The sequence below is a fragment of the uncultured Collinsella sp. genome (assembly GCF_959026545.1).
Classification (GTDB): domain Bacteria; phylum Actinomycetota; class Coriobacteriia; order Coriobacteriales; family Coriobacteriaceae; genus Collinsella.
On sequence record NZ_CAUFLV010000014.1, the window covers coordinates 1 to 21,631 of the forward strand.

At 61.4% G+C, this 21,631-nt stretch carries 15 protein-coding genes and 4 tRNA genes; 13 read left to right on the top strand and 6 right to left on the bottom strand.

Going from position 1 to position 21,631, the window contains the following annotated elements:
* Window positions 1-30 precede the first annotated feature (30 nt).
* Window positions 31-270, bottom strand: a complete 240-nt coding sequence (locus tag Q5Q88_RS07075) for a glycosyltransferase (RefSeq protein WP_302742554.1) — start codon at window positions 268-270, stop codon at window positions 31-33.
* Window positions 271-713: 443 nt separating this feature from the next.
* Between Q5Q88_RS07075 and Q5Q88_RS07080 the strand changes: the two genes are divergently transcribed.
* The 13 genes from Q5Q88_RS07080 (at window position 714) to Q5Q88_RS07140 (ending at window position 13,569) form a co-directional block, all read left to right on the top strand.
* Window positions 714-2,348, top strand: a complete 1,635-nt coding sequence (locus Q5Q88_RS07080; RefSeq protein WP_302742556.1) for a DUF4012 domain-containing protein — start codon at window positions 714-716, stop codon at window positions 2,346-2,348.
* 47 nt (window positions 2,349-2,395) lie between these two features.
* Window positions 2,396-2,469 (top strand) — tRNA-Arg (locus tag Q5Q88_RS07085).
* 390 nt (window positions 2,470-2,859) lie between these two features.
* Window positions 2,860-3,123: an HPr family phosphocarrier protein gene (locus tag Q5Q88_RS07090; RefSeq protein WP_118653769.1), complete on the top strand. Its 264-nt coding sequence runs from the start codon at window positions 2,860-2,862 to the stop codon at window positions 3,121-3,123.
* A 134-nt stretch (window positions 3,124-3,257) separates the two neighbouring features.
* Entirely contained in the window at window positions 3,258-4,961 is a 1,704-nt protein-coding gene (gene ptsP / locus Q5Q88_RS07095) for a phosphoenolpyruvate--protein phosphotransferase (RefSeq protein WP_294123485.1), read from the top strand.
* Window positions 4,962-5,121: 160 nt separating this feature from the next.
* Window positions 5,122-6,054, top strand: coding sequence for a 1-phosphofructokinase family hexose kinase (locus Q5Q88_RS07100; protein WP_118653771.1), 933 nt, complete (start codon window positions 5,122-5,124; stop codon window positions 6,052-6,054).
* Window positions 6,055-6,217: 163 nt separating this feature from the next.
* Entirely contained in the window at window positions 6,218-7,651 is a 1,434-nt protein-coding gene (locus Q5Q88_RS07105; RefSeq protein WP_302742560.1) for a CCA tRNA nucleotidyltransferase, read from the top strand.
* Window positions 7,652-7,835: 184 nt separating this feature from the next.
* A complete protein-coding gene (locus Q5Q88_RS07110; protein WP_233546171.1) occupies window positions 7,836-9,533 on the top strand; it encodes an ABC transporter substrate-binding protein in 1,698 nt (565 codons plus the stop codon).
* Window position 9,534: 1 nt separating this feature from the next.
* Entirely contained in the window at window positions 9,535-10,548 is a 1,014-nt protein-coding gene (locus Q5Q88_RS07115; RefSeq protein ID WP_302742562.1) for an ABC transporter permease, read from the top strand.
* Complete coding sequence (locus Q5Q88_RS07120) at window positions 10,535-11,440, top strand: ABC transporter permease (RefSeq protein WP_302742564.1); 906 nt, start codon at window positions 10,535-10,537, stop codon at window positions 11,438-11,440. Before Q5Q88_RS07115 ends, Q5Q88_RS07120 begins: the two co-directional genes overlap by 14 nt.
* A 9-nt stretch (window positions 11,441-11,449) precedes the next feature.
* Entirely contained in the window at window positions 11,450-13,180 is a 1,731-nt protein-coding gene (locus Q5Q88_RS07125) for an ABC transporter ATP-binding protein (RefSeq protein ID WP_302742566.1), read from the top strand.
* A gap of 99 nt (window positions 13,181-13,279) precedes the next feature.
* Window positions 13,280-13,353, top strand: a tRNA-Gln gene (locus Q5Q88_RS07130).
* A 25-nt stretch (window positions 13,354-13,378) separates the two neighbouring features.
* A tRNA-Glu gene (locus tag Q5Q88_RS07135) sits at window positions 13,379-13,455 on the top strand.
* A 37-nt stretch (window positions 13,456-13,492) separates the two neighbouring features.
* Window positions 13,493-13,569, top strand: a tRNA-Glu gene (locus tag Q5Q88_RS07140).
* Between the two features lie 400 nt (window positions 13,570-13,969).
* On the opposite strand, the gene Q5Q88_RS07145 is transcribed toward Q5Q88_RS07140, so the two are convergent.
* The 5 genes from Q5Q88_RS07145 to Q5Q88_RS07165 form a co-directional block, all read right to left on the bottom strand.
* Window positions 13,970-15,205 carry an ABC transporter permease gene (locus tag Q5Q88_RS07145; protein ID WP_302742568.1) on the bottom strand — a complete coding sequence of 412 codons (1,236 nt, stop codon included), beginning with the start codon at window positions 15,203-15,205 and terminating at the stop codon, window positions 13,970-13,972.
* Entirely contained in the window at window positions 15,202-15,942 is a 741-nt protein-coding gene (locus Q5Q88_RS07150; RefSeq protein WP_302742570.1) for an ABC transporter ATP-binding protein, read from the bottom strand. The genes Q5Q88_RS07145 and Q5Q88_RS07150 overlap by 4 nt, the downstream gene beginning before the upstream one ends.
* The gene (locus tag Q5Q88_RS07155; RefSeq protein WP_302742572.1) at window positions 15,942-17,426 is read right to left on the bottom strand and encodes an efflux RND transporter periplasmic adaptor subunit; all 1,485 of its coding nucleotides are present in this window, start codon (window positions 17,424-17,426) and stop codon (window positions 15,942-15,944) included. Before Q5Q88_RS07155 ends, Q5Q88_RS07150 begins: the two co-directional genes overlap by 1 nt.
* 127 nt (window positions 17,427-17,553) lie before the next feature.
* Window positions 17,554-20,733 carry an ABC transporter permease gene (locus Q5Q88_RS07160; protein WP_302742574.1) on the bottom strand — a complete coding sequence of 1,060 codons (3,180 nt, stop codon included), beginning with the start codon at window positions 20,731-20,733 and terminating at the stop codon, window positions 17,554-17,556.
* Between the two features lies 1 nt (window position 20,734).
* Window positions 20,735-21,415, bottom strand: a complete 681-nt coding sequence (locus tag Q5Q88_RS07165) for an ABC transporter ATP-binding protein (RefSeq protein WP_302742576.1) — start codon at window positions 21,413-21,415, stop codon at window positions 20,735-20,737.
* Window positions 21,416-21,631 lie beyond the last annotated feature (216 nt).

Here is a 21,631-nt window from a genome sequence, read left to right on the forward strand (position 1 = left end):
CTTGTACCCAGCTCAGTGCATATATATCAACTAACTGTTGTGACAGAGCCTAATACAATAATCATTGCAGCAGACGTTTGCCTGCTCCTTCATGATGGCAAGAGTACTGTCGCTCGAGCCATCGTCCACGAGCACTACTTCAAATTCCAGTGGCTTGGCGGCTCTCATGCTACGGACAACTTGGGCCAGTTCGTTTAAAAACAAGGGGAGGCTGGCTTCTTCGTTGTAGCAAGGGACCACGATGGAAATGTCGGGCGTTTGATTTGGCATGTGTCACTCCGGTGCTTGGCAGTGCGATGGTTCACTGTGGTTAGTTTAGTAGAGTTTTGCGGGGTCAGGATGGCAGCTTAAGGCTTCGGCTAAAATACAGAGTCGAATGCGACTGACATTGAGGAGGATAGTCCAGCATGTCTGATGTGGATAACCAATCACGAGGCCGTCATTTTAAGACGGAAGAAGAGCGGCATCCGGAGCCACTTCAGCCTCGGAATCCTTATGTTCCCAGCAGCGTCCACGATGCTTATGATTCTTCTTATAAGCCGGTCTATGGTCTGTCCTCTTCCTCTCATGCTCAGGGCCCTCGGCGCAAGGATCGCAAGAAGGCTACTTTTGTTCTGTTGGGTGCAATCCTTGTTCTGATCGTCGCAATATCCGGTGTGGGCGTGTCCGCGTTTTTCTCTGCCAAGAATCTCAAAGCAAAGGCCTCGGGCGCGATGTCCGCAATTTCTGCCATTACCGATTCGGTTAAGGCGCAAGATTTTTCTTCCGCCTCCCAAGCGGCTCAAAGCCTCGCCGACCTTACAAGAGAAATGACTGACGGCCTTGATTCTCCGCTTTGGACGGCGGTCTCTCTCATGCCGGTCTATGGCCAAGATATTACATCTGCCCGCACGCTCGTCGGCTCCTTGGACAAGGTCGCCACCGATGCTCTTGTGCCCGTGCTCGATGCTCTCGAGGCGAATCCTCCTGCGGAACTCATTTCATCTGATAAGACAATTAACGTGGCAGCAGCAACCCAGCTGTTCGAGGCGGTGGGGGACGCCGCTCCGTCACTCGCGGAATGCGCTGAGACCGTCGAGTCTCTTCCGCAGTTCGCGTTGCCGCAGCTGGAGGAGATTATGGGTCCGGCTCGCCAAAAGCTTTCTGAAGTTAACGCGCTTGTTCAGGGGGCTGCGGATTTCTCCCCGCTTGCTGCGCCCGTTCTGGGAGCCGAAGGTAATCGAACGTACTTAATTGTTGCTCAAAATTCCGCCGAGATGCGTGCTTCGGGCGGTTTTCCCGGATCAATGGGAACCCTGCGCATTCAGGACGGCAAGATCGAGCTCGACGAGTTTTCCAAGGTGTATGACGTTATGGAGGAGGCCACTCCCGCCTCCATGGGCATCACCGATGCCGAGCGTGCATTGTTCGGTGGTTTTATGGACGTTGCGCGCGATGCGGGTATGGATCCCGATTTTCCGCGCGTTGCGGCGATTTGGGCTGCTGCATATGAAGAGAAGACCGGCGTTCAGCTAGATGGTGTTATCTCCGTGACTCCTGCCGTAGTTCAAGATTTGCTTGCCATTGCGGGCTCCATCACCCTTGAAGACGGAACGGTTGTCGACGGTTCGAATGCCACAAAGGTTCTCCAGCACGACCTGTACTGGAATTATCTGTCTAAGGAGACCTCCGCATCTGGTAATGGCGACCTAACGGATGCGCTGTTTGCCCAGGCTGCCGACCTTGCATTCGAGAAGTTTTTCTCGGGCCTCAACTCCGGTACCCTCATGCAGTTTGCAGAGCTTATGGCCAAGGGCGTCGACAATCGCTCTGTCATGTTCTGGCTCTCCGATGAGACCGAGCAGGATGCACTGAGCGCTCTCGATTGCTCGGGCTCAGTGCTGACCGATGCTTCAGAGCCTGCAGTGGGCACGTATTTCTCGTTGTGGATTGGCTCGAAGATGGGCTGGTACATCGATATCGACAATCAGGTGCTCTCCTCGAGCGATAATGCCGATGGATCACGTACATATCACGTGCAAACGACCTTTGCGAATACCGCTACGTCCGATATTATCGAGACCGCAGGGGACTATATTTCGGGCTATTTAGACGGCTTCGATCGAGACAATCTTTACCCCGAACTGTACATCTATGCTCCTTCTGGGGGTTCCATCTCGACTCTTGAGGCGTCGAATGGAGCAGAGTTTGTAGAGGCTGAGCATGAGGGTCTGCAGGTTTTTCATGCCTCTCGACCCAACTTGCGCGCAGGCGAGTCAATCGTATGCACCTATGAGGTGACAACTGCGCCTGGAGCTGCTGAACTCACCTTCATGAGCACCCCAACACTCACGAAGTATCGCGAGTAGGCCTCATTCGTTTATAATCATCCCTGCCGCGATGCGGTTCATATGACGCGCCATTAGCTCAGCTGGATAGAGCACCGGACTTCTAATCCGATGGTCGAGGGTTCGAATCCCCCATGGCGCACCCTTACATCCAATGCCCGGATGCCATCACGGCATCCGGGCTTTTATCGGGTATGTGCGGGGGATTCGAACCCATTAGGGTCGCGAGACTGAGAAAACGCGTGAGCGTTTTCCAGCGAGCGTGCGAGGGCGCGTAGCGCCCGGAGCTGCGGACGCCGTAGGCGGACGCGAATCCCCCATGGCGCACCCTTACATCCAATGCCCGGATGCCGTCACGGCATCCGGGCATTTTGCGCTCTGAGGTCAAGCCCCGACCATTCCGCCTCACGATAAATCGTTTCATTCCAAACCTACTCCCCAAACTTCCGTAAAGGGTATACAATGAGCGAGTCGTGTTTTTGTGCCGCGTGGATAGTCATGCCGCGCGAGCATCACTCAAAGGAGTCAGGTTATGGTTTCTGAGAAGGCTACCCTCGTCAACCCCCAGGGTCTCCACATGCGTCCTGCCGGCCTCTTCGCCTCCACCATGGGCAAGTTCGCCTCCGATGTCACCGTTGTCGCCCCCGACAAGGAGGTCAACGGTAAGTCCCCGATGGCCCTCATGGCTGCCGGCATCCCTTGTGGCACCGAGGTCGAGGTCAAGTGCGACGGTGCTGACGAGAAGGAGGCCCTCGCTGCCGCCATCGAGCTCATCAAGAGCGGTCTCGGCGAGTAGTTCGCGCCCGCGAGCATTGTCTTTGATGACAGACATCTAATCATATAGGTGTAATTGCAGGTGTCCGCGAACTCGTGGGCGCCTGCTTTTTGTTTCCCTCGCGCACGGGAGGGAAACGGGAGAGAGGAAACGTAATGTATCAGGGAGTTAACGCCTCGGAGGGCATCGGTATCGGCAAGGTTATGGTCGCCGTCGATCCCGACCTCACCTTCGAGCCCCACGAGGTCGCCGACACTGCCGCCGAGAAGGAGCGCTACCAGGCCGCGCTGGCCGTCTTCTGTGAGAAGACCCAGGCCCAGGCCGATCACATGAAGGTCGCGGTGGGCGAGAACGAGGCCGAGATCATGGCCGGCCACATCATCCTTGCCCAGGACCCCGGCATGACCGACGCCATCAACGGTGCCATCGACGGCGGCGCCTGCGCCGAGCAGGCCCTCGTCGACGCTAGCACCATGTTCGAGAACATGTTCCTGTCCATGGACGACGAGATGTTCCGCCTGCGCGCCGCCGACATCGCCGACATCCGCACCGGCATCCTCGCCGAGCTGCTCGGCGTCGAGGTCGTCGACCTCTCCGTTCTCCCCGAGAACACCGTCGTGGTCGTGCACGACCTGACTCCGTCTATGACGGCCACCATCGACAAGGAGCACGTCGCCGGCATCGTCACCGAGACCGGTGGCCGCACCTCCCACTCCGCCATCATCGCCCGCGCCCTGGAGATCCCCGCGGTGCTCTCCGTTGCCAACAGCTGCTCCGCGTTGCGCAACGGCATGACCGCCATCGTCGACGGCTCCAAGGGCGTTGTCATCGCCGAGCCCGAAGGTGACGTCCTCGCCGACTACCAGGCCAAGGCCCAGGCGTTCGCCGAGGAGAAGGCGGCCCTCGAGGCCTTCCGCGGCCAGGAGACCGTCACCGCCGACGGCATCAAGAAGATCCTCGCCTGCAATATCGGCAGCCCCAACGACGTTCCCAACGCGCTCGAGCACGATGCCGAGGCCATCGGCCTGTTCCGCTCCGAGTTCCTGTTCATGGACGCCACCGAGCTTCCTTCCGAGGAGGAGCAGTTCCAGGCCTATCGCAAGGTCGCCTCTGCCATGAAGGGCGCCCCGGTCATCATCCGCACGCTTGACGTGGGCGGCGACAAGGCGATTCCTTACCTCGCCATGGAGCCGGAGGAGAATCCCTTCATGGGCTTCCGCGCTGTGCGTTACTGCCTTGAGTACGTCGACCAGTACAAGGTCCAGCTCCGCGCCCTGCTGCGCGCCGGTGCCTTCGGCGACGTCAAGATCATGATCCCGCTCGTCACCTGCGTTGAGGAGGTCCGTGCCGTCAAGGCGCTCGTCGAGGAGTGCAAGCACGAGCTTGAGGCCGAGGGTCTCAAGTATGACGAGAACATCGAGGTCGGCGTCATGATGGAGACTCCTGCCGCCTCCCTCATCGCCGACAAGCTCGCCGAGGAGGCCGACTTCTTCTCCATCGGCACCAACGACCTCATCGGCTACACCATGTGCGCCGACCGTGGTAACGACCACATCTCCAACCTCTATCAGGTGTACTACCCGGCCGTGCTCCGTTCCATCAAGAACATCATTGAGAACGGCGTCAATGCCGGCATCATGGTGGGCATGTGCGGTGAGGCTGCGGCCGATCCGCTGCTCGAGCCGCTGTTGATCTCCTTCGGTCTGGAGGAGTTCTCCATGTCCGCGCCGTCCATCCTTCGCGCCCGCAAGACCATCTCCCAGTGGTCCAAGGCAGAGTGCGATGAGCTTGCCGAGAAGGCGCTTGCCTGCTCAACTGCTGAGGAAGTCAAGGCGCTGCTCGAGGCCGCCGCTCGCTAAACGCGAGCAAATTTGCCGGCTGCACGCTCCACCACCGCGGTACGGGCTGCAGCCGGCCATCGTATATTTGCCGATAAATCGATTTATCACCTATGTGGCCGATGTTCTGCTTTCATTTGCGCTACGCTATGGAGGTCAGTGCGTCTGATTAGGAGGCTGTATGTTTTACACTCTGACTGCCAATCCCGCCGTTGACATGACGGTCGCCGGCCCCGCGCTCGTTCCCGATGAGAACGTTCGTGCGAACTCCGCCAGCTATACCGCCAACGGCAAGGGTCTCGACGTGTCGTTCGCCCTCAAGAAGTTCGGCGTCGACTCCGTCGCCCTCGGTTTCTTTGGCGGCTTCACCGGCAAGTTCATCGTCGAGGAGACCATGAACCTCGGCTGCCTGTGCCGTCCGGTCTGGATTGACGGCGTGACGCGCATCTGCGCCTATATCAACGACGGCGAGCACGAGTACGGCGTCCTCAACCCCGGTGCCCCGCTTACCCCTCAGTACGAGCAGGAGCTCTACGACATCCTCGACACCAGCACCGGCATGGACTGCCTGATCGTCTCCGGTTCCGTTCCGCCCCGCGCCTCCAAGGACTTCCTCGATCAGGTCATGGAGCATGCCCAGGAGCGCGGCGCCGACGTGGTCCTCGACCTCTCCTCCGACAAGCTCAAGACGCTTGCCTCCAAGAAGCCGTTGCTCATCAAGCCGAACCATCACGAGATGCGTGAGATCTTCGGCGTTCCGGTGAACACCGACGACGAGGTCCGCGTCGCCATGAAGCTCGCCCATGAGGCCGGCGTCCAGAACGTGCTGCTCACCCGCGGTAGCCGCGGCGACGCCTACTTCTCCAACGGCGAGGACATCTGGTACGCCAAGCGCGAGTTCAACATCAAGCTCGTGTCCTCCGTCTGCGCCGGCGACTGCACCCTCGCCGCCTTCCTGCTCAAGTGGTACAAGGATCGCGACAATGTCGAGGAGGCCATGAAGCTCGCCATGGCCACCGGCGCCAACGTCGCCGAGAGCGTTGGTCTGGGTGACTTCGGCCGCGTTGACGAGTACTCCAAGCGCGTCACTGTTCGCAAGCTCGAGCGCAAGTAATTCTCGACCTTGATCTTGCCTCTTTTGGGCGCCGTCGGCCTCTCGCCGGTGGCGCCCTTTTGGTTCAACTGGTGCAATTGGGGTACGCCCCCAATTGCACCATTAGATTGAGGATAATGGGGTCTTATGCTTGGTATACTGGGGCGCAGGAGCAAGGAGGACCATGCAGCATTCCACGGACATGTCTTTTGCGGGGAGCGCCCTTAACAGCGCGGTGCCGAGCGATGCCGCGGTCATGGTCTTGCGCACGCTCGAGGCTTCCGGTCTCGAGGCGTGGATTGTTGGAGGTTGGGTTCGCGACGCGCTTATGGGCACGTCCGGTCACGATATCGACATCTGTTGCAGCGGTTCGTGGGGGGAGAGCGCGGCGGCTCTGCGAGGCGCGGGGATCTCAGTAATCGAGTCGGGCATCAAATTCGGGGGCATCACTGCCGTCGTCGGCGGAGAGCGCATTGAGGTCACGGCATACCGTTTGGACGGATTCTATACGGATGGCCGTCACCCCGAGGATGTGCAACGAGCCTCCTGCGTTGAAGACGACCTGGCGCGCAGGGACTTTACCGTCAATGCGATGGCATGGCATCCCGAGCGAGGGCTGCTCGACCGCTATGACGGTCGTGGTGATTTAGAGCGTAGGCAGATTCGCGCGGTGGGGGAGCCCCGTCGTCGTTTCGAGGAAGATGCGTTGCGTATGCTGCGTGCCGTGCGCTTTGCCTGCCGCCTTGACTTCTCCATGGATGCTGCCACGGCGATGGCACTGGCGTCTTGTGCTCCGTTGCTCGACCAGGTGGCACGTGAACGTGTGGGTATTGAGCTCGAGGGGATTCTCGTTACTCGCCGCGGGGGTGACGCCCTTGTGCGGTATCCCGAGGTCATGTGTGCGGCGATTCCCGAGCTCGCCGTAGCGCGCGGATTTGACCAGCACACCAAATACCATGCCTTCGATGTGTACGAGCACGTTGCGCGCGTTCTCACGGTTGCAGGGGAGTTGTCGAGTTTTCGCATTGACGGCGGGGACCCCAATACCCCCGTCTCAGCGTCGCTCATGTGGGCGGCTCTGCTGCACGACATCGCCAAGCCCCAGACGTTTACCCTTGACGACCGGGGGCGTGGACACTTTTACGGCCACCCGGAGCGTGGCGAGGTCATGGCAAAGACGATTATGCGGCGCCTCTCATGTGGCAACGATTTGATTCGCGACGCGACCCTTCTCATCCGGTATCATGATCAGCCGCTCAGGCCGCAACGCGTTGACTTGCTGCGCATGATGCAACGCTTCTCGGCACCGGGGGTCGACACCGCTCGTCTTATGGGCGAGCTGTTCGACCTCAAACGCGCCGATACCCTCGGCAAGGCCCCGAGTTGCTTTTACTACGTGGACGAGATTGAGCGCATGCGCGAGATGTGCCGCGAGCTCATGGCGAATCACGAGGCATTTAGCATCAAGACGCTCGCTTTGACGGGCGGGGACCTCATCGCGCGCGGCATGACGCCTGGGCCGCACGTCGGGGCGGCGCTCAAGCGCGCCTTGGAGGCAACGATCGTCGGGACCGTTGCCAACGACAAGGCCGCGCTCCTCGAATTTCTCGGTCTGTAGCGGGATTTGCTGGGCCGGGTCGTGGCGGTCGAGTCGATCGGGCGGCGGGTTGAGGTGGCACCTCGGGTCTGCGAGGCGGCGAGGCGCCTCTCCATCTTTTCTCTCGAGGACAATCCATCAGTGGTATCATGGCACTTGCCAGTATTACGAATATACATATGCGTAACACTATTGAGGAGCTATCGTGACCCACCGCGCTTTGATTACGCCCCCTGCCCGTCCCGAGTTTGCTGATGGACGATGTCCGGTATGCAGCCGTAGGGGGCTTCTCGCCGGTTCCGCCGCTGGAACGGCCTTTGCCGTGGCGTGCGTGCTCGCGGGGTGCTCATCGTCCGATGAGACTACGGGGAGCGGCCCGTCCACCGATTCCAGTGGGCACTCGCAGGTCGTCGTCGCCATGAACGCGACGAGCGAGCCTGCCGCGGGATTCGATCCGCTCGTCTCGTGGGGCTGCGGCGAGCACGTGCATGAGCCGCTTATTCAGTCGACGCTCGTGACAACCGATGAACAGCTCAACATCGTGAGCGATTTGGCTACCGAGTACCTGTGCTCGGACGATGGCCTTGTTTGGACGTTCACCATTCGCGACGATGTCTTGTTTACGGACGGCGAGCCTCTTACCGCTCGCGACGTCGCCTTTACGGTCAACGGCGTTATCCAAAGCTCGGCCTCGGAGGCAGATCTTTCCATGGTCGACACCGCCGTCGCCGTGAGCGATACGGTTGTCGAGCTTCACCTCAACAAACCGTATAATGCCCTGCTGTACACGCTTGCCGTTCTCGGTATCGTGCCGGAGCACGCATATGGCGAGGGGTACGGTGCGCAGCCCATTGGATCGGGCCGGTATGTCTTGGAGCGTTGGGACAAGGGGCAGCAGGTCGTGTTCGCCTCCAATCCCGATTACTACGGTACGACGCCGACTATGGAGCGCGTGGTCGTGGTGTTCATGGATGAGGATGCCGCGCTCGCCGCGGTGCAGAAGGGCGAGGTCGACATCGCCTATACGTACGCCACGCATGCCCATCAGTCCTTTGATGGATATGAGCTTGTGGCGTACGAGACGGTCGACTCGCGTGGTGTCTCGCTTCCGACGGTGCCTTCCGGCCAGACCAAGGTGCTCGAGGGCGACATTGCGTATGAGATGGGCAATGACGTGACCTGCGACCTTGCGATCCGTCGTGCCATCAACTGCGGTATAGACCGTGAGTCCATGATCGAGCAGGTGCTAGACGGGTACGGCAAGGTTGCGTATTCGGTCGGCGACGGCATGCCGTGGTCGAGCGACGACATGCAGGTCGATTTCGATCGCGAGCAGGCCAACCGTCTGCTCGAGGAGGCGGGTTGGCTCCGCGGCGAGGATGGTGTTCGGAGCCGTGATGGCGTGCGCGCCGCCTTCGACATATGGTATTCGTCCGACGACTCCGTGCGCCAGGCGCTGGCGAATGAATTCGCCAATCAGATGAGCGAACTCGGCCTTGAGGTGACGCCTCGAGGCGGGAGCTGGGACGAGATCTATCCTCGGCAATTTAGCCAGCCCATCCTGTGGGGCTGGGGCTCGAACTCGCCGGTTGAGGTCTATGAACTGCATTATTCCACGGGCTGGGGCAATTACAGCTGCTATGAGAACGAGACTGTCGATGCGTACCTCGACCAAGCGCTCGCGCAGACGGATGTCGAGGCGTCGTATGAGTTCTGGAAAAAGGCGATGTGGGACGGAACTGAGGGCGTGGCACCCAAGGGCGCCGCGACGTGGGCATGGATCGCCAACGTCGACCACCTGTATTTCAAGCGCGAGGGGCTGGATGTCGCCCATCAAAAGCCGCACCCCCATGGGCACGGCTGGTCGCTGGTGAACAACGTGGACACGTGGAGCTGGGCATAACGTGAGGCATCTGGATGTGGGCCTTGCGGGGCGGTTCGCTTTGCGCGAGGTGCTGAGGTTCTGCGCGCTGATGATTGCCGTCAGCTTCGTCACGTTCGCGCTCGTGGCGGCTTCTCCCATCGATCCGGTTCAGGCGAACGTGGGACAGCAGGCGCTCTTGGGCATGAGCGCCGCCAAGCGGGCCCAGCTCGCCGCGCACTGGGGGTCGGGCGCGCCGTTTTGGGAGCGGTATGTCCTGTGGGCTCAAGGCGTGGTCGTGGGTGATTGGGGCACGAGTCTTCGGTATAACGCGCCGGTCATCCACGTGGTAGGGGAGCGTTTCGCAAGTTCGTTCGTGCTCATGGTGAGCGCATGGTTGCTGTCGGGTGTCCTTGGCGTGACCCTCGGCATTGCGGCGGGCGCGCATCGTGACGGCCCGGTTGATCGAGTGGTCCGCGGAGCGTGCATCGCGCTCTCGTCCACGCCCGCTTTTTGGGTGGGAATCGTCGCGCTTATGGTCTTTTCCGTCGCCCTCGGATGGTTTCCCATTGGTTTCTCGGCACCCATTGGCGCAAGCGTTTCGGACATCTCCCTGTTCGAGCGTGTGCGTCATGTGGCCCTACCGGTGCTCACCCTCTCGGTCACCGGACTTCCCAGCATCGCCCTCCATACGCGTGAAAAGGTCGTTGACGTGCTGGAGAGCGATTACGTTCGCTTTGCGCGTGCTCGCGGTGAATCGGGTCGCGACGTTTTGCTGCGCCATGGTTTTCGCAATTTGATTCTGCCCGCCTTGACGCTTCAGTTCGCCTCTGTTGGAGAGATTTTTGGAGGCTCGGTATTGGTCGAACAGGTGTTTTCCTATCCTGGGTTGGGTCAGGCGGCGGTGACGGCGGGTTTGGGCGGTGACGCGCCCTTGCTCGTGGGTATCGCGCTTGGTAGCGCCGCATTTGTATTCGCGGGCAATGCGATTGCGAACGTGCTGTATGCCTTTGTCGATCCGCGCATGCGAGAGGGGAAGCCCCATGCCGCCCACTGATACCTTGCGCACGGAGGGCTCGGGGAGCTCCCGTCGCGACGGTCCGACCGTGTTCCATCGTCCCGCATCACGTGCAATGGACAATCGCGTGCGCCTTGTGGCTGCGTGCACGCTGTGCATCTCCGTGCTACTCGTCGTCGCCATTGCGGGGGGAGTGGTGGCCGCCCGAGCCTCCGTCACCGACTTCGCGTCTAAAATGCTGCCTCCGTCATACGCGCATCCCTTTGGGACGGATCAGATGGGCAGGGACATGCTGCTGCGTACCCTCGCAGGCTTGTCAACGTCCCTGTTCGTCGGGCTGTTGGCCTCGGTCGTCACGACCTGTATCTCGCTTGTCCTGGCCGTACTCGCCGCCTTTGGGGGGCGAGCGGCCGATGCGGCCGTCTCATGGCTCACGGACCTCGTAATGGGCGTTCCGCATATCGTGCTGTTGTTGCTCATAAGTTATGCGCTCGGACGTGGGTTTTGGGGCGTGACGATTGGCGTCGCGCTCACGCATTGGCCGAGTTTGACCCGATTGCTGCGGGCGGAGTTGCTGCAGGCAAAGCGTGAACCGTATCTTGAGGCGAGTGCTGCCCTGGGCGTCTCTTGGCCGCGCGTGGTCGTGCGTCACCTCATTCCGGCGATTGCCCCGCAGCTCATTGTTGGGGCGGTTTTGGCGTTTCCTCATGCGATCTTGCATGAGGCATCTATCACGTTTTTGGGATTTGGCCTCTCGCCCGACCAGCCCGCCATTGGCGTGATCTTGTCCGAGTCGATGGGATATCTCACGGCTGGCGCTTGGTGGCTTGCGGTCTTGCCGGGTGCGGCGCTGGTTGCCTGTATCGCCTTGTTCGATGCGCTCGGTTCGAGCTTGAGACGCCTCGTCGATGCGCGCACGTCGCAGGAGTAAGGGGAAGAGATGGCCGACCAATCTGCCGCTCCGTGCTTGCGTCGCTCCGCTTGCCGGGAGGGCGGGAATTCGCCGTGTGGCACAGGAGAGCATGGGGAGCGCCATGCCGACGCCGAGCGGCACCACAACCATACGCACGCACCGTCATCTCATCATCCGGGCAACCACCATCTTCTCACGGTCGAGGGGCTAACGGTTTCATTTGACCGGTACGCCGCCGCTTGCGATGAGCCGCTCGATTCACGTGATGAGCCTCGCGCTGGCAACTCGGGGTCCGCGTCCCGTCCGCGGCGCATTTTTCCCAAGCGTTCGAGGGGCGAAGTCCTTCATGGTCTCACGCTTTCCGTTCACGAGGGGGAGATGGTGGCGGTCGTGGGCGCAAGTGGTTCGGGAAAAACCGTCCTCGCTGACGCACTGCTGGGGCTCTATGAGCCAAATTCCACGGTCTCGGGTGACATCTGGTTCGATGGCGAGCAAATGGATGCCTGCTCGCTTGCACGTTTGAGGGGCAGCGGTGTAAGCCTTGTTCCTCAGAGTGTGTCGCATCTCGACCCGCTCATGCGGGTGGGCAGGCAGGTTCAGGGCGCTCCGCGGGGCGTGACGCGTGCGGAGCGGCTGCGCGACCGTCGCCGCCGCGAGGTTCGTCAGCGGGAACTGTTCGAGCTGTATGGCCTGGCACCCGAGGTCGAGCAAATGTATCCCCATGAGCTCTCGGGCGGCATGGCGCGTCGCGTACTGCTCATGTGCGCCCTTATGGAGGAGCCGCGCCTTTTGATTGCCGATGAACCCACGCCTGGACTTGACGTCGAACTTTCCGTACGGGCTGTCGATGATCTTCGGGCATTTGCCGATACCGGTGCGGGCGTCATCCTCATCACGCACGATCTTGAGCTGGCGGTGCGTGTTGCGGACCGCATTGCGGTGTTCAAGGATGGGCGCGTGGTTGAGGAGACTGCGGCCCGCTGCTTCGCCAACCCGCATTTGCTCGAGGATCCGTTTTCGCAGGCCTTGTGTCGCGAGCTCATTGCCCTCCATGGGGTAGGTGGGGGAGTTGGTGACCCGGATGACGCCGTGGGGGCTTCGTTGCCACCTGGGAGCCCCGATGCGGCAGAGCCGGTGCTTCTGGAGGCTCACGGTCTCTCCTTCGCATACGCTGCGAAGGAGCCGCTCTTTGCCGACGTTGAGCTTACGGTTCGCGCCAACGAGCGCGTGGCGCTTCTGGGGGCATCTGGCGCAGGGAAAACGACCCTCTGCCGCGTGCTTGCGGGGTATATGGAGCCCTCAGCTGGATCGGTGCGTGTCGAGGGGGCATCTGCAGGGGAGAGGGGGCGTTCGCCGCGGCGCGTGCAGCTCATCTCCCAGCATCCCGAGAAGGCCTTCGATCCCCGTATGCGCATGGAGGCATCACTTGCCGAGGCGGGTGATTTCGATGCTCCGCGGACGCAAGAGCTTCTTGAGCGCTTTGGAATTCACAGGGGCTGGCTCGACCGTCTGCCTCATGAGCTCTCTGGTGGGGAACTCATGAGGTTCTGCCTTGTGCGCGCTTTCATGACGCGCCCGGCGATTTTGATATGCGACGAATCGACGGCGATGCTCGATCTGGTGACGCAGGCGGAGCTGTGGCGTCAGATCCTGCATCTGCAAGTTCAGATGAGGTTCGGCTTGATTTTCGTCTCGCATCACCCCGCGCTCGTTCGCCGGATAGCCACAAGGTCGTATTCTGAGCTGCTGCGTTCGTAATACGTCCACAAACTCAAAAAACTTTGCGTTTGGGGCTTGCGCGAAGAGAGACGATTCCGTATAGTATTTCCTCGCGCTGAGGCGTGACGCGCATCACCTTGGGATGTCGTCTAATGGCAGGACAGCGGATTCTGGTTCCGTCAATGGGGGTTCGACTCCCTCCATCCCAGCCATATGCGCTGCTTGCTTCTCGCTTTTGGCCCGTTCGTCTAGCGGTTCAGGACGCCGCCCTCTCAAGGCGGAGATCACCGGTTCGAATCCGGTACGGGCTACCATGAGTTCTCGGGGCACTCGTAAGCTCCTCTACATAACGGCCCGTTCGTCTAGCGGTTCAGGACGCCGCCCTCTCAAGGCGGAGATCACCGGTTCGAATCCGGTACGGGCTACCAAACTTTTCTTTTGGCGAACCATTCTTTTGGTTCGCCAAATTTTTATTCCAAAACTCGTGTCTACGCGTTCATCACGACCGCTATCGATGAGATCGTTCGCTTTTTCGGTGCAGGGATGCTGCCCGCCAACTCAGATTACAAAAAACGACAATGTGTACCAAAATCGCCGTCAACTTGCAGCTCGGAGCACGATTCTTCTGCTCCGACGGGCTATATCAACGCCGATTATCGAAAAATAATAAACAAATGTCCTTGAACAGGTTCGCCGGTGCGCATGGATCAAGCGAAGACGGTACACATAGTCGATATTTGTATGTGTGGCCCAGAATGTCTCACATTCTGGGCCACACAGGGGCTGATCAAGGTTCAGTTGCCGCGGGTTCTACACTCTCGGGCGATGTCACTGATATCGCAGGCACTCGACGGGATCGAGTTTGGCCGCACGCCGCGCTGGGTAGTAGCCGAATACCAGGCCAATAAGTATAGATATGCCGACGGCAAGTGCGATGGCGCCGGGTTCCACTGCAGGGGTTAGCGCCGCTCCGGTCGAACCCATCCCCGTCATGCTTCCCAGATCGAAGCCAAGGGCGCCGGCACCGATCGCAAGTCCCCAGGCGATTCCGTATCCGGCGAGTGTGCCCAAGATGCCGCCGGCAACGCATAGCGTCGCGCTCTCTGCCAAGAATTGCAGAGTGATATCGCGTCTGCGGGCGCCGAGCGCACGGCGCACGCCGATTTCGCGAATCCTCTCGGTCACGTTGGTGAGCATCATGTTCATGATGCCGATGCCACCCACAAGCAGGGAGATCCCCGCTACAGATCCCATCATGAGTTGGAAGGACATCATGAACGTATCAAGCTGGTCGATCGATGATTTCATGGACCATACGGAGACCATCGATTCGCGGTCCTCCTCGGGGATGTTCTTGAGCGTAGCGATCTGCTCGACCGTCTGGGCTTGGATGGACTCGATGTCAACACCTTCGCGTGCTAGGCCCACGACGCTCGAAAGATATTCCCAGTCCTGGGAGATATCCTGTAAGACGGTGGCCTTGGGCATGTAAATGTTGCAGTAGTCCGTGCCCGTCGTGCCGTCGTCGAGGATGCCGAGCACCGTGTAGCTCTTGTTGTTGAGCTGGATGGTCTTGCCAACCGCTTCGGCACCCGGGCTGCCGAAGAACGCCTCGACGCCGTTGCGCCCAATGAGGGCCACGCGGCTGCTCGCGTCGGCCTCTGCGGACGTGTAGATGCGTCCCTCGGCGAGCTTGGAGGCGGCACCGGTCATCTCGAGGAATGTGGGGCTGGCACCCGTGATGCCCGCGCTCACGGTTTTATCGCCCACCTGCACCTGCGTATAGCTGTCGCACGTCCCCTCAATGGCCTCGTAGTCGGGCACGAGGCGCTTGAGGTCCTCCAGGTCGTCGTCCGTGAGCGGATAGCCGCAATTGATGTAGACAATGCGCGCCGCATTGAGGCCCATGCCGCTTATGAGGCTGTTACGCACGCCTCCGATGAGCGATGTCATGGCGATGACGGCGGCGATGCCGATGACGATGCCGAGGATGGTGAGCAGGCTGCGGCCGCGGTTGGCTTCGAGTGAGCGTAACGCCTCGCGCGCAAGGTCGATGAAACTCATCGTGCACCTCCGTTCTGAAGTGAGGGGGCGGAAGGACTGGGCGAGGGGATATAGGCACCCTCGAAGATACGTCCATCGCGGATTTGCACGGCGCGGTCCGCCTCGGCCGCGATGCCCGCGTCGTGCGTGATGAGTACGATGGTCTTGCCGACTCGTTTGAGCACATGGAAGGTGTCCATGACCTGCCGCCCGGTGGTGGAGTCGAGGTTTCCCGTCGGCTCGTCCGCAAGGATGATCGCCGGGTCGTTTACGAGCGCGCGGGCAATGGCGACGCGTTGCATCTGACCGCCCGAGAGCTCGTTCGTGCGATGGTCGTAATGGTCCACCGGCAGCCCCACGGCGCGCAGTGCGTGTACGGCGCGCATTTCACGCTCGCGGCGTGGCACATCGGTATAGGAGAGCGGCAGCATCACGTTGTCGAGCACGGTCATGCGCGGCAGCAGGTTGAAGCTTTGGAACACGAACCCGATGCGCAGTGCGCGGACCTCGGCAAGCTCATCGTCGGTAAGCTCCGCCACGTTGAGGCCTTCGAGCAGATAGCGACCGGAGGTGGGCGTATCCAGGCAGCCCAGGATGTTCATGAGGGTCGATTTGCCGGAGCCCGAGGGGCCGGTGATCGCCACGAACTCACCGGGCATCACGGAGAGTGAGATGTCGTGCAAGATGTGCGCCAGCCCCGCATCGCTTTCGAAGATGCGGTGGATATGGCGTATATCGATGACGGGGTGGACGGCCATTAGAGCACCGCCATTCCGCCGCCTGATTCGACCCCGTCAACCATGCCCTCGGGCATGCTCCCGCCCGCTATCACGAGGACATCACCGTCTGAAAGGGGCGATTCGGGCATGTCTGGGTTCTGGTCTGCAGGCGCGTCGGCGGGTTTGCCGATCACGGCGAAGTCGTCGTTCTTGGCGATGACTTCGACGTCGAGACGCTCCATGGCGTGCGTCTCGGGGTCGGTCTCGACGTTGACGTAGTAGCTCTGCCCGTCATCGGTGAGAAGGGCCGTCACGGGTACCATCACGACGTTGTCGAGTTGCTGCGTGGTGAGTGAGACCTCGGCGGTCATTCCCGGCTTGAGGCGCGCGTCGGGAGCATCTATGAGGATGTCGACGGCGAAGGTGGGGGAGCCGCCCATGTCATAGGACATCGTCGATGTGTTGCCCGAGGCGATGGAGGCGATTGCCGTGACGCGCCCGGTGAGCATGAGGTCGGTGAAGGCAGGGCAGGTGATGGTCGCGGTTTGATCAACGGCGACGTTCGCGATATCCTGCTCGTCAACCTGGATAGTGACCTTCATCTTGGAGAGGTCGGCGATCTGCATGAGGGGTCCGCTCGTTCCGTTCGTCCCGCCTAGGCTCTCGGCAACGTCGGCTCCCACCTGTGCGTTGAGCGCGACGATGGAACCGCCTGCGGGTGCCTTCACCGTGCGCAGCGCGGCCTTGGCAAGCGCGTCGTCGTACGCGGCCTGCGCGGCCTCTACGGCAGATTGTGCGCTGTTGACGGCCGACTGCGTGCTCGACGTGTCATCGACCGTGGCTACGGTCGGATCGTTTATGGGTGCCGCGGCGATCTGGCTGGCCTGCTTGAGCGTCTGTTGGGCGAGGGCTAGGTCGGACTTCGCCTGCTTGAGGTTCCGCTCCGCCTCGGCAACGGCGCGGTCGAGATCCGGATTCTTGATGGTCATGAGGACATCGCCCTCGTTCACGTGCTGCCCGGCGACGACGTTGATGGACTCGATCTGCCCGGTCACCTCGGGCGTGATGACCGTCGAGGACATGGGCTGTAGAGTGCCTTTTGAGTCGATGACCGTGGAGAACGTGCCTTGCGTCGCGATGTCGGTCACGGCTTCCATGACCTGCTCGGGTTGTTGGTTGAGCACGTTCACGGCAACGACGCCGCCGATGACGAGGGCACCCGCTATGCCGGCGATGATGGCGCGATGGATGAGCTTCTTCTTGCGGCGCTTTGCGCGCTTGGCCTTGAGGGCCGCGTATGCCTCCGCGTCGGAGCCCTCAAGCGGTGTCGCGTCGGCATCCTCAGCGTAGGGAGATTCGGTGCCAGTCGACGCGCCGGTTGTACCGCCGTCACCGCTTGGTCCGCGGTGAATCACCGGTATGATCTCGGGGAGCTTGAGTTTCCGCGTGGGCTGCGGAGTGTCTTCGAGCGTGCTCAGGAACTCATCGGTAGGGTTGGTGTTCTCGGGCGTGGAGTCGGACACGGTCAATCCTTTCGTCGGGTTGATACGGTCGTGGGGCGAAGGAGGCAGGTGCAGCCTGCGCATCACTCACATTTGAGGATGCGCGTGGAATGCTCGGCGCGCCCACCCCCGGCGCATCCCTCGCTCATTAGATGGCGTCCTCGCGCAGGGTCTGCACGATGGACCTGACACTTGACTTCCGTAAAGCGTAAATGGTCGAGAGCGCGAGCACGAGCACGACCACGCCAACGGCGGCGAATACCCAGCCAGCGGGCACCACGAAGTCGAGTCCAGCAAAGCTCATCATCATGGCCTGGTAGATGAAGAACGTCACGATGCCGCCGAGTGCGAGCCCGAGGGCAAGCCCGCGCCATGCGTAGGACAGGCACTCGAGTGCGATCATGCGCCAGAATGCGCGATTGCCCATGCCGATGCTCTTGAGCATGGCGAACTCGCGTCGGCGCAGGATGATCGAGTTCGTGAGCGTGTTGAATACGTTGGCCACGGCGATGGCGCTGGTGATGAGGATGAAACAGGTGATGAACAGCTGCACGGTCTCGGCCATGAGACGGGAGGTCCTCACGTTCTCGGCATTGTTGGTGAGGTGCGTGGTGTACCACTCGGATCCGCTTAAGTCGCTGGCGACCATCGTGTTCATCTCGGTCTCGGCGGCGCGCGAGTCCTCCGCGTCGTAGGAGAGGTAGGCGTACATCGCATTGCCGTACGACCCTTGCGCCGAGTGGAACGCGAAGGGCGCGGCGAGGCTGCCGGTGTCGACGTCGGTCTTCACGTCCTCCGTGTCGGCTGCCAGCGCGGGCAGGGCGCTCACGGGCAGCACGAGGGTGGGCCAGATGGACGCGTAGGACTTGATGGAGTCGGGGAAGGTCTTGACGATCGCGCCTACGGGCAGGTCGTACGAATCGAGCAGAACCTCTTCGAGCGGGCGGGTCACGTTGCGGAAGATCGGGTTGCCGTCTTCGTCGTAGCGCGCCTCGTCGCCGCTGCCGTAGCCCTCGTAGCGCACGATGGGGGCACCATCTTCGACTCCAACCTCGACGAGCGAGGTGTCCTCCACGGTCGAGATGTTCGTGAAGATACGCGCTGAGCCCGTGCCCTCGAACAGGTCACGCACCGAATAGCGCCTGCCGTCGTTGGATTGCGTACCGTTGAGCGCTACGGCCACGGGGCTGTCGGGGTCGTCGTAGCGTGCCTCGTCGAGCCCGTTGGCCTCGAGGATCTCGCGCCAGGAGTCCTCGTCGACGAACAGGGCCGAGGTGGGCGCGTACACGGTGCCGTCCGCCGTCTGCCCACGGTCGGGCATATCGTACTGGTCGCTTTGGCTGGACAGCTCGTCGTAGTCGATCATGCCGGCGTCGAAGCTGGCGAAGAGCGAACTCATGATCATGTAGCCGTTGCCGGTAGCGGTCTTCGCGCCGCCGAGCTCTCGATACGCCTGGTCTATCGCGGCGACGCCGTCAGCGGTGGTCTCTTCGTCCGTCAGCATGCGGCTGAGGTTCACCTCGATATCGCCACCGCCGCTGTCGACCACTTGGGTGAGAAAGCCGAGGTAGTGCGAGATGCCACCGGAAATGATGATGAGCGCGACGGAGACTGCGAGCGAGGCGACGGCGACGCGTCCCTTGGAGCTGGCACGCGTGAGGTTGCGATGGGAGAGCAGCGCCGGCACGCCGCCCATGCGAAGGCGCAGGCCGTCGAGGGTGCGCGCGATGGGGTGTGCGTGAGCTCCGGTGCGTGCGGCTCGTCCCATGCCGCGTATGCCGCGGCGTTCACGGCGGGTGAGGCGCACATCGCGGCTCGCGCGGATGGCGTCCACGGCGGACACGCGGCTCGCGCGCCACGCCGGAATGGCGGCACTGACGAGCACCGTCACGAGTGCCAGCAGGGCGCAGACGGCTAGCACGATGGGGTTCACGGTGATGGAGGTGAGACCCGTGTCGGCGAAAGCCTCCTGGTCGATGAGCATGCCTATGCCCTCGCCCGCGACGTTGAACACCACGAAGGTGCCTGCGAGCCCGACGGCCAGGCCTATGGGGATGCCAATGCCGGCGAGCATGAGTGCCTCGGCGTAGACCGTGCGGCGCAACTGGCGCTTACTGGCTCCGAGCGAGGACAGCAGCCCGAACTGGCGGGTGCGCTCGGACACCGCGATGGCGAAGGAGTTGTAGATGAGCGATATGGAGGCGACGATCACCACGGTTGAGAGGATCGCGGCAAGCGTGTAGAGGGTTCCCCAGATGGAGCGGTCGTCCGTCATACCCTGGTAGCGCAGGAGGGAGTTATGCGAATACGCGACGGTCTGGCCAGTTACGGTCATGTTCTCGAGGTCGCCCCGATTGCCGCCGTTGAAGAGGGCGTGGTCGAGGCCGGTGTAATCCACGATGAACTTGTCGATCGCGGCGCGACTGGTAAGGTTGGTGGTGAGGTACACGCTCGTCTGACGCACCGGGAGGTCTGACGAGGAGACGAAGCCCAAATATCCAGGCAGGGAGTAGCCCCACACGTCCATGGCTTGCGCGTTCTTGGGTGCATAGAAGCCCACGACCTTGTACGTCCGAGCGGGTTCGATGTCGGCCAGGTACTCACTGATCACATCGCCCTTATCGGTCGTGGTGGTATAGAGCGACTCGTCGTAGAGGCAGGGAATCTCCGTGCCGCTCTCGGCGTCCACGAACATACGCTGGCCGAGTGCAAGCTCAATGGTGCTACCGATCTCGAGGGCACCGTCCCAGCTGGCACGCGGGGCGTCAGCGTCCTTAACGGTCGAGGGCAGGGCGTCGTAGAGTTGTCTGCCGTTCTCGACGGTCATGCCCTTGAGGTCGAGGTTGAGGACGATCTCGTCGGCGGCCTCGGGCGCGCGGCCCTCGGGGATGGTGGGGAGCGGCTTGAGATCTCCCACGGCGTCCGCCGTGGGCCATTCCTGTACGCTCAGGTAGCGGCCCCAGTACCCCTCAAAGCTCTTGGGCATGAGGGCATCGCCGTATGAGATGCGATCATAGCTTTCCTCCACGCGCGTGTCGGCATGCACGGTGTCGAGCTCGTCTTCGGGCACGTTCACCAGTTCGACCTGCCAAGTGCCGTCAGTGACGATCTCCGCTTTGAGCAATCCCCCGTACAGGGTGACGACGCTCGTGAAGATGGCCGTGATGAGGGCGCACGAGAGGGCGATGCCGATGATGGAGACGATGGAGCGTGTGCGGTTGAGCTTGAGTGAGCGTGCGGCGAAGTGCCGAAAAATACCGCTGCGGGAACCGAGCGGGGAGGTGCCACCCTCGTTCGAGGAGGCGCGGGGGGTACGTGGCGCGTTCATGTTATGCCCTCCGCTCATCACTCACGACGCGGCCGTCCTCGATGGCGATCACGCGGTCGGCCATAAGCGCGACATCCTCGTCGTGGGTGATGACGATGAGGGTCTGCTTGAATTGTTTGTTCGAGGCCCTCAACAAGTTCATGATCTCGGCGGAGTTTCTCGAATCGAGATTGCCGGTGGGCTCGTCGGCGAGAACAACGGAGGGGGCGTTCATGAGGGCTCGACCGATCGCGACGCGCTGCTGCTGGCCGCCGGAGAGCTGGTTAGGAAGGTAGTGCTCGCGACCGGTGAGGCCGAGCGCGCGCATGAGCGCCGAAAGCCGCTGCTCGTTGATGGTGCGTCCGTCCATGAGGACGGGAAGCGTCATGTTTTCGACTACATCGAGTACGGGAATGAGATTGTAGAACTGGTAGACCAGTCCCACCTCCCGACGACGGAATACGGCCAGCTGCTCATCGCTACGGGCGAAGATGTCCTGCCCCTGCAGCTTGACGGTGCCGGAGGTGGGGCGGTCGACGCCGCCCATGAGGTGCATGAGGGTTGATTTGCCCGACCCCGAGCTGCCGATGATCGCGATGAACTCGCCTGCTTCGACGGAGAAGCTCACATCGTCGAGGGCGGTCACGGCCGTGTCGCCCGATCCGTATACGCGGGTGAGATGCTCGACTTCGAGGATGTTCATGGCCGTCCTTTCGCCTGGCGGATGCTTGTCTACGATACTGGACGAGTGTCCTTTCCATGCCATGACCGCGGGGTGACAGATATGTCACGTGCGCAATGATCCCGTGGCGTTGGGGGGGCGGTGGCAGCAGGCATTGGGCGGTGTTGCATGTCGCAAGGGCGGTTCTGGAGCGAAGCGGTCCGTGACACAAAGCGTGTGGATCCGCAATCGCTCGTT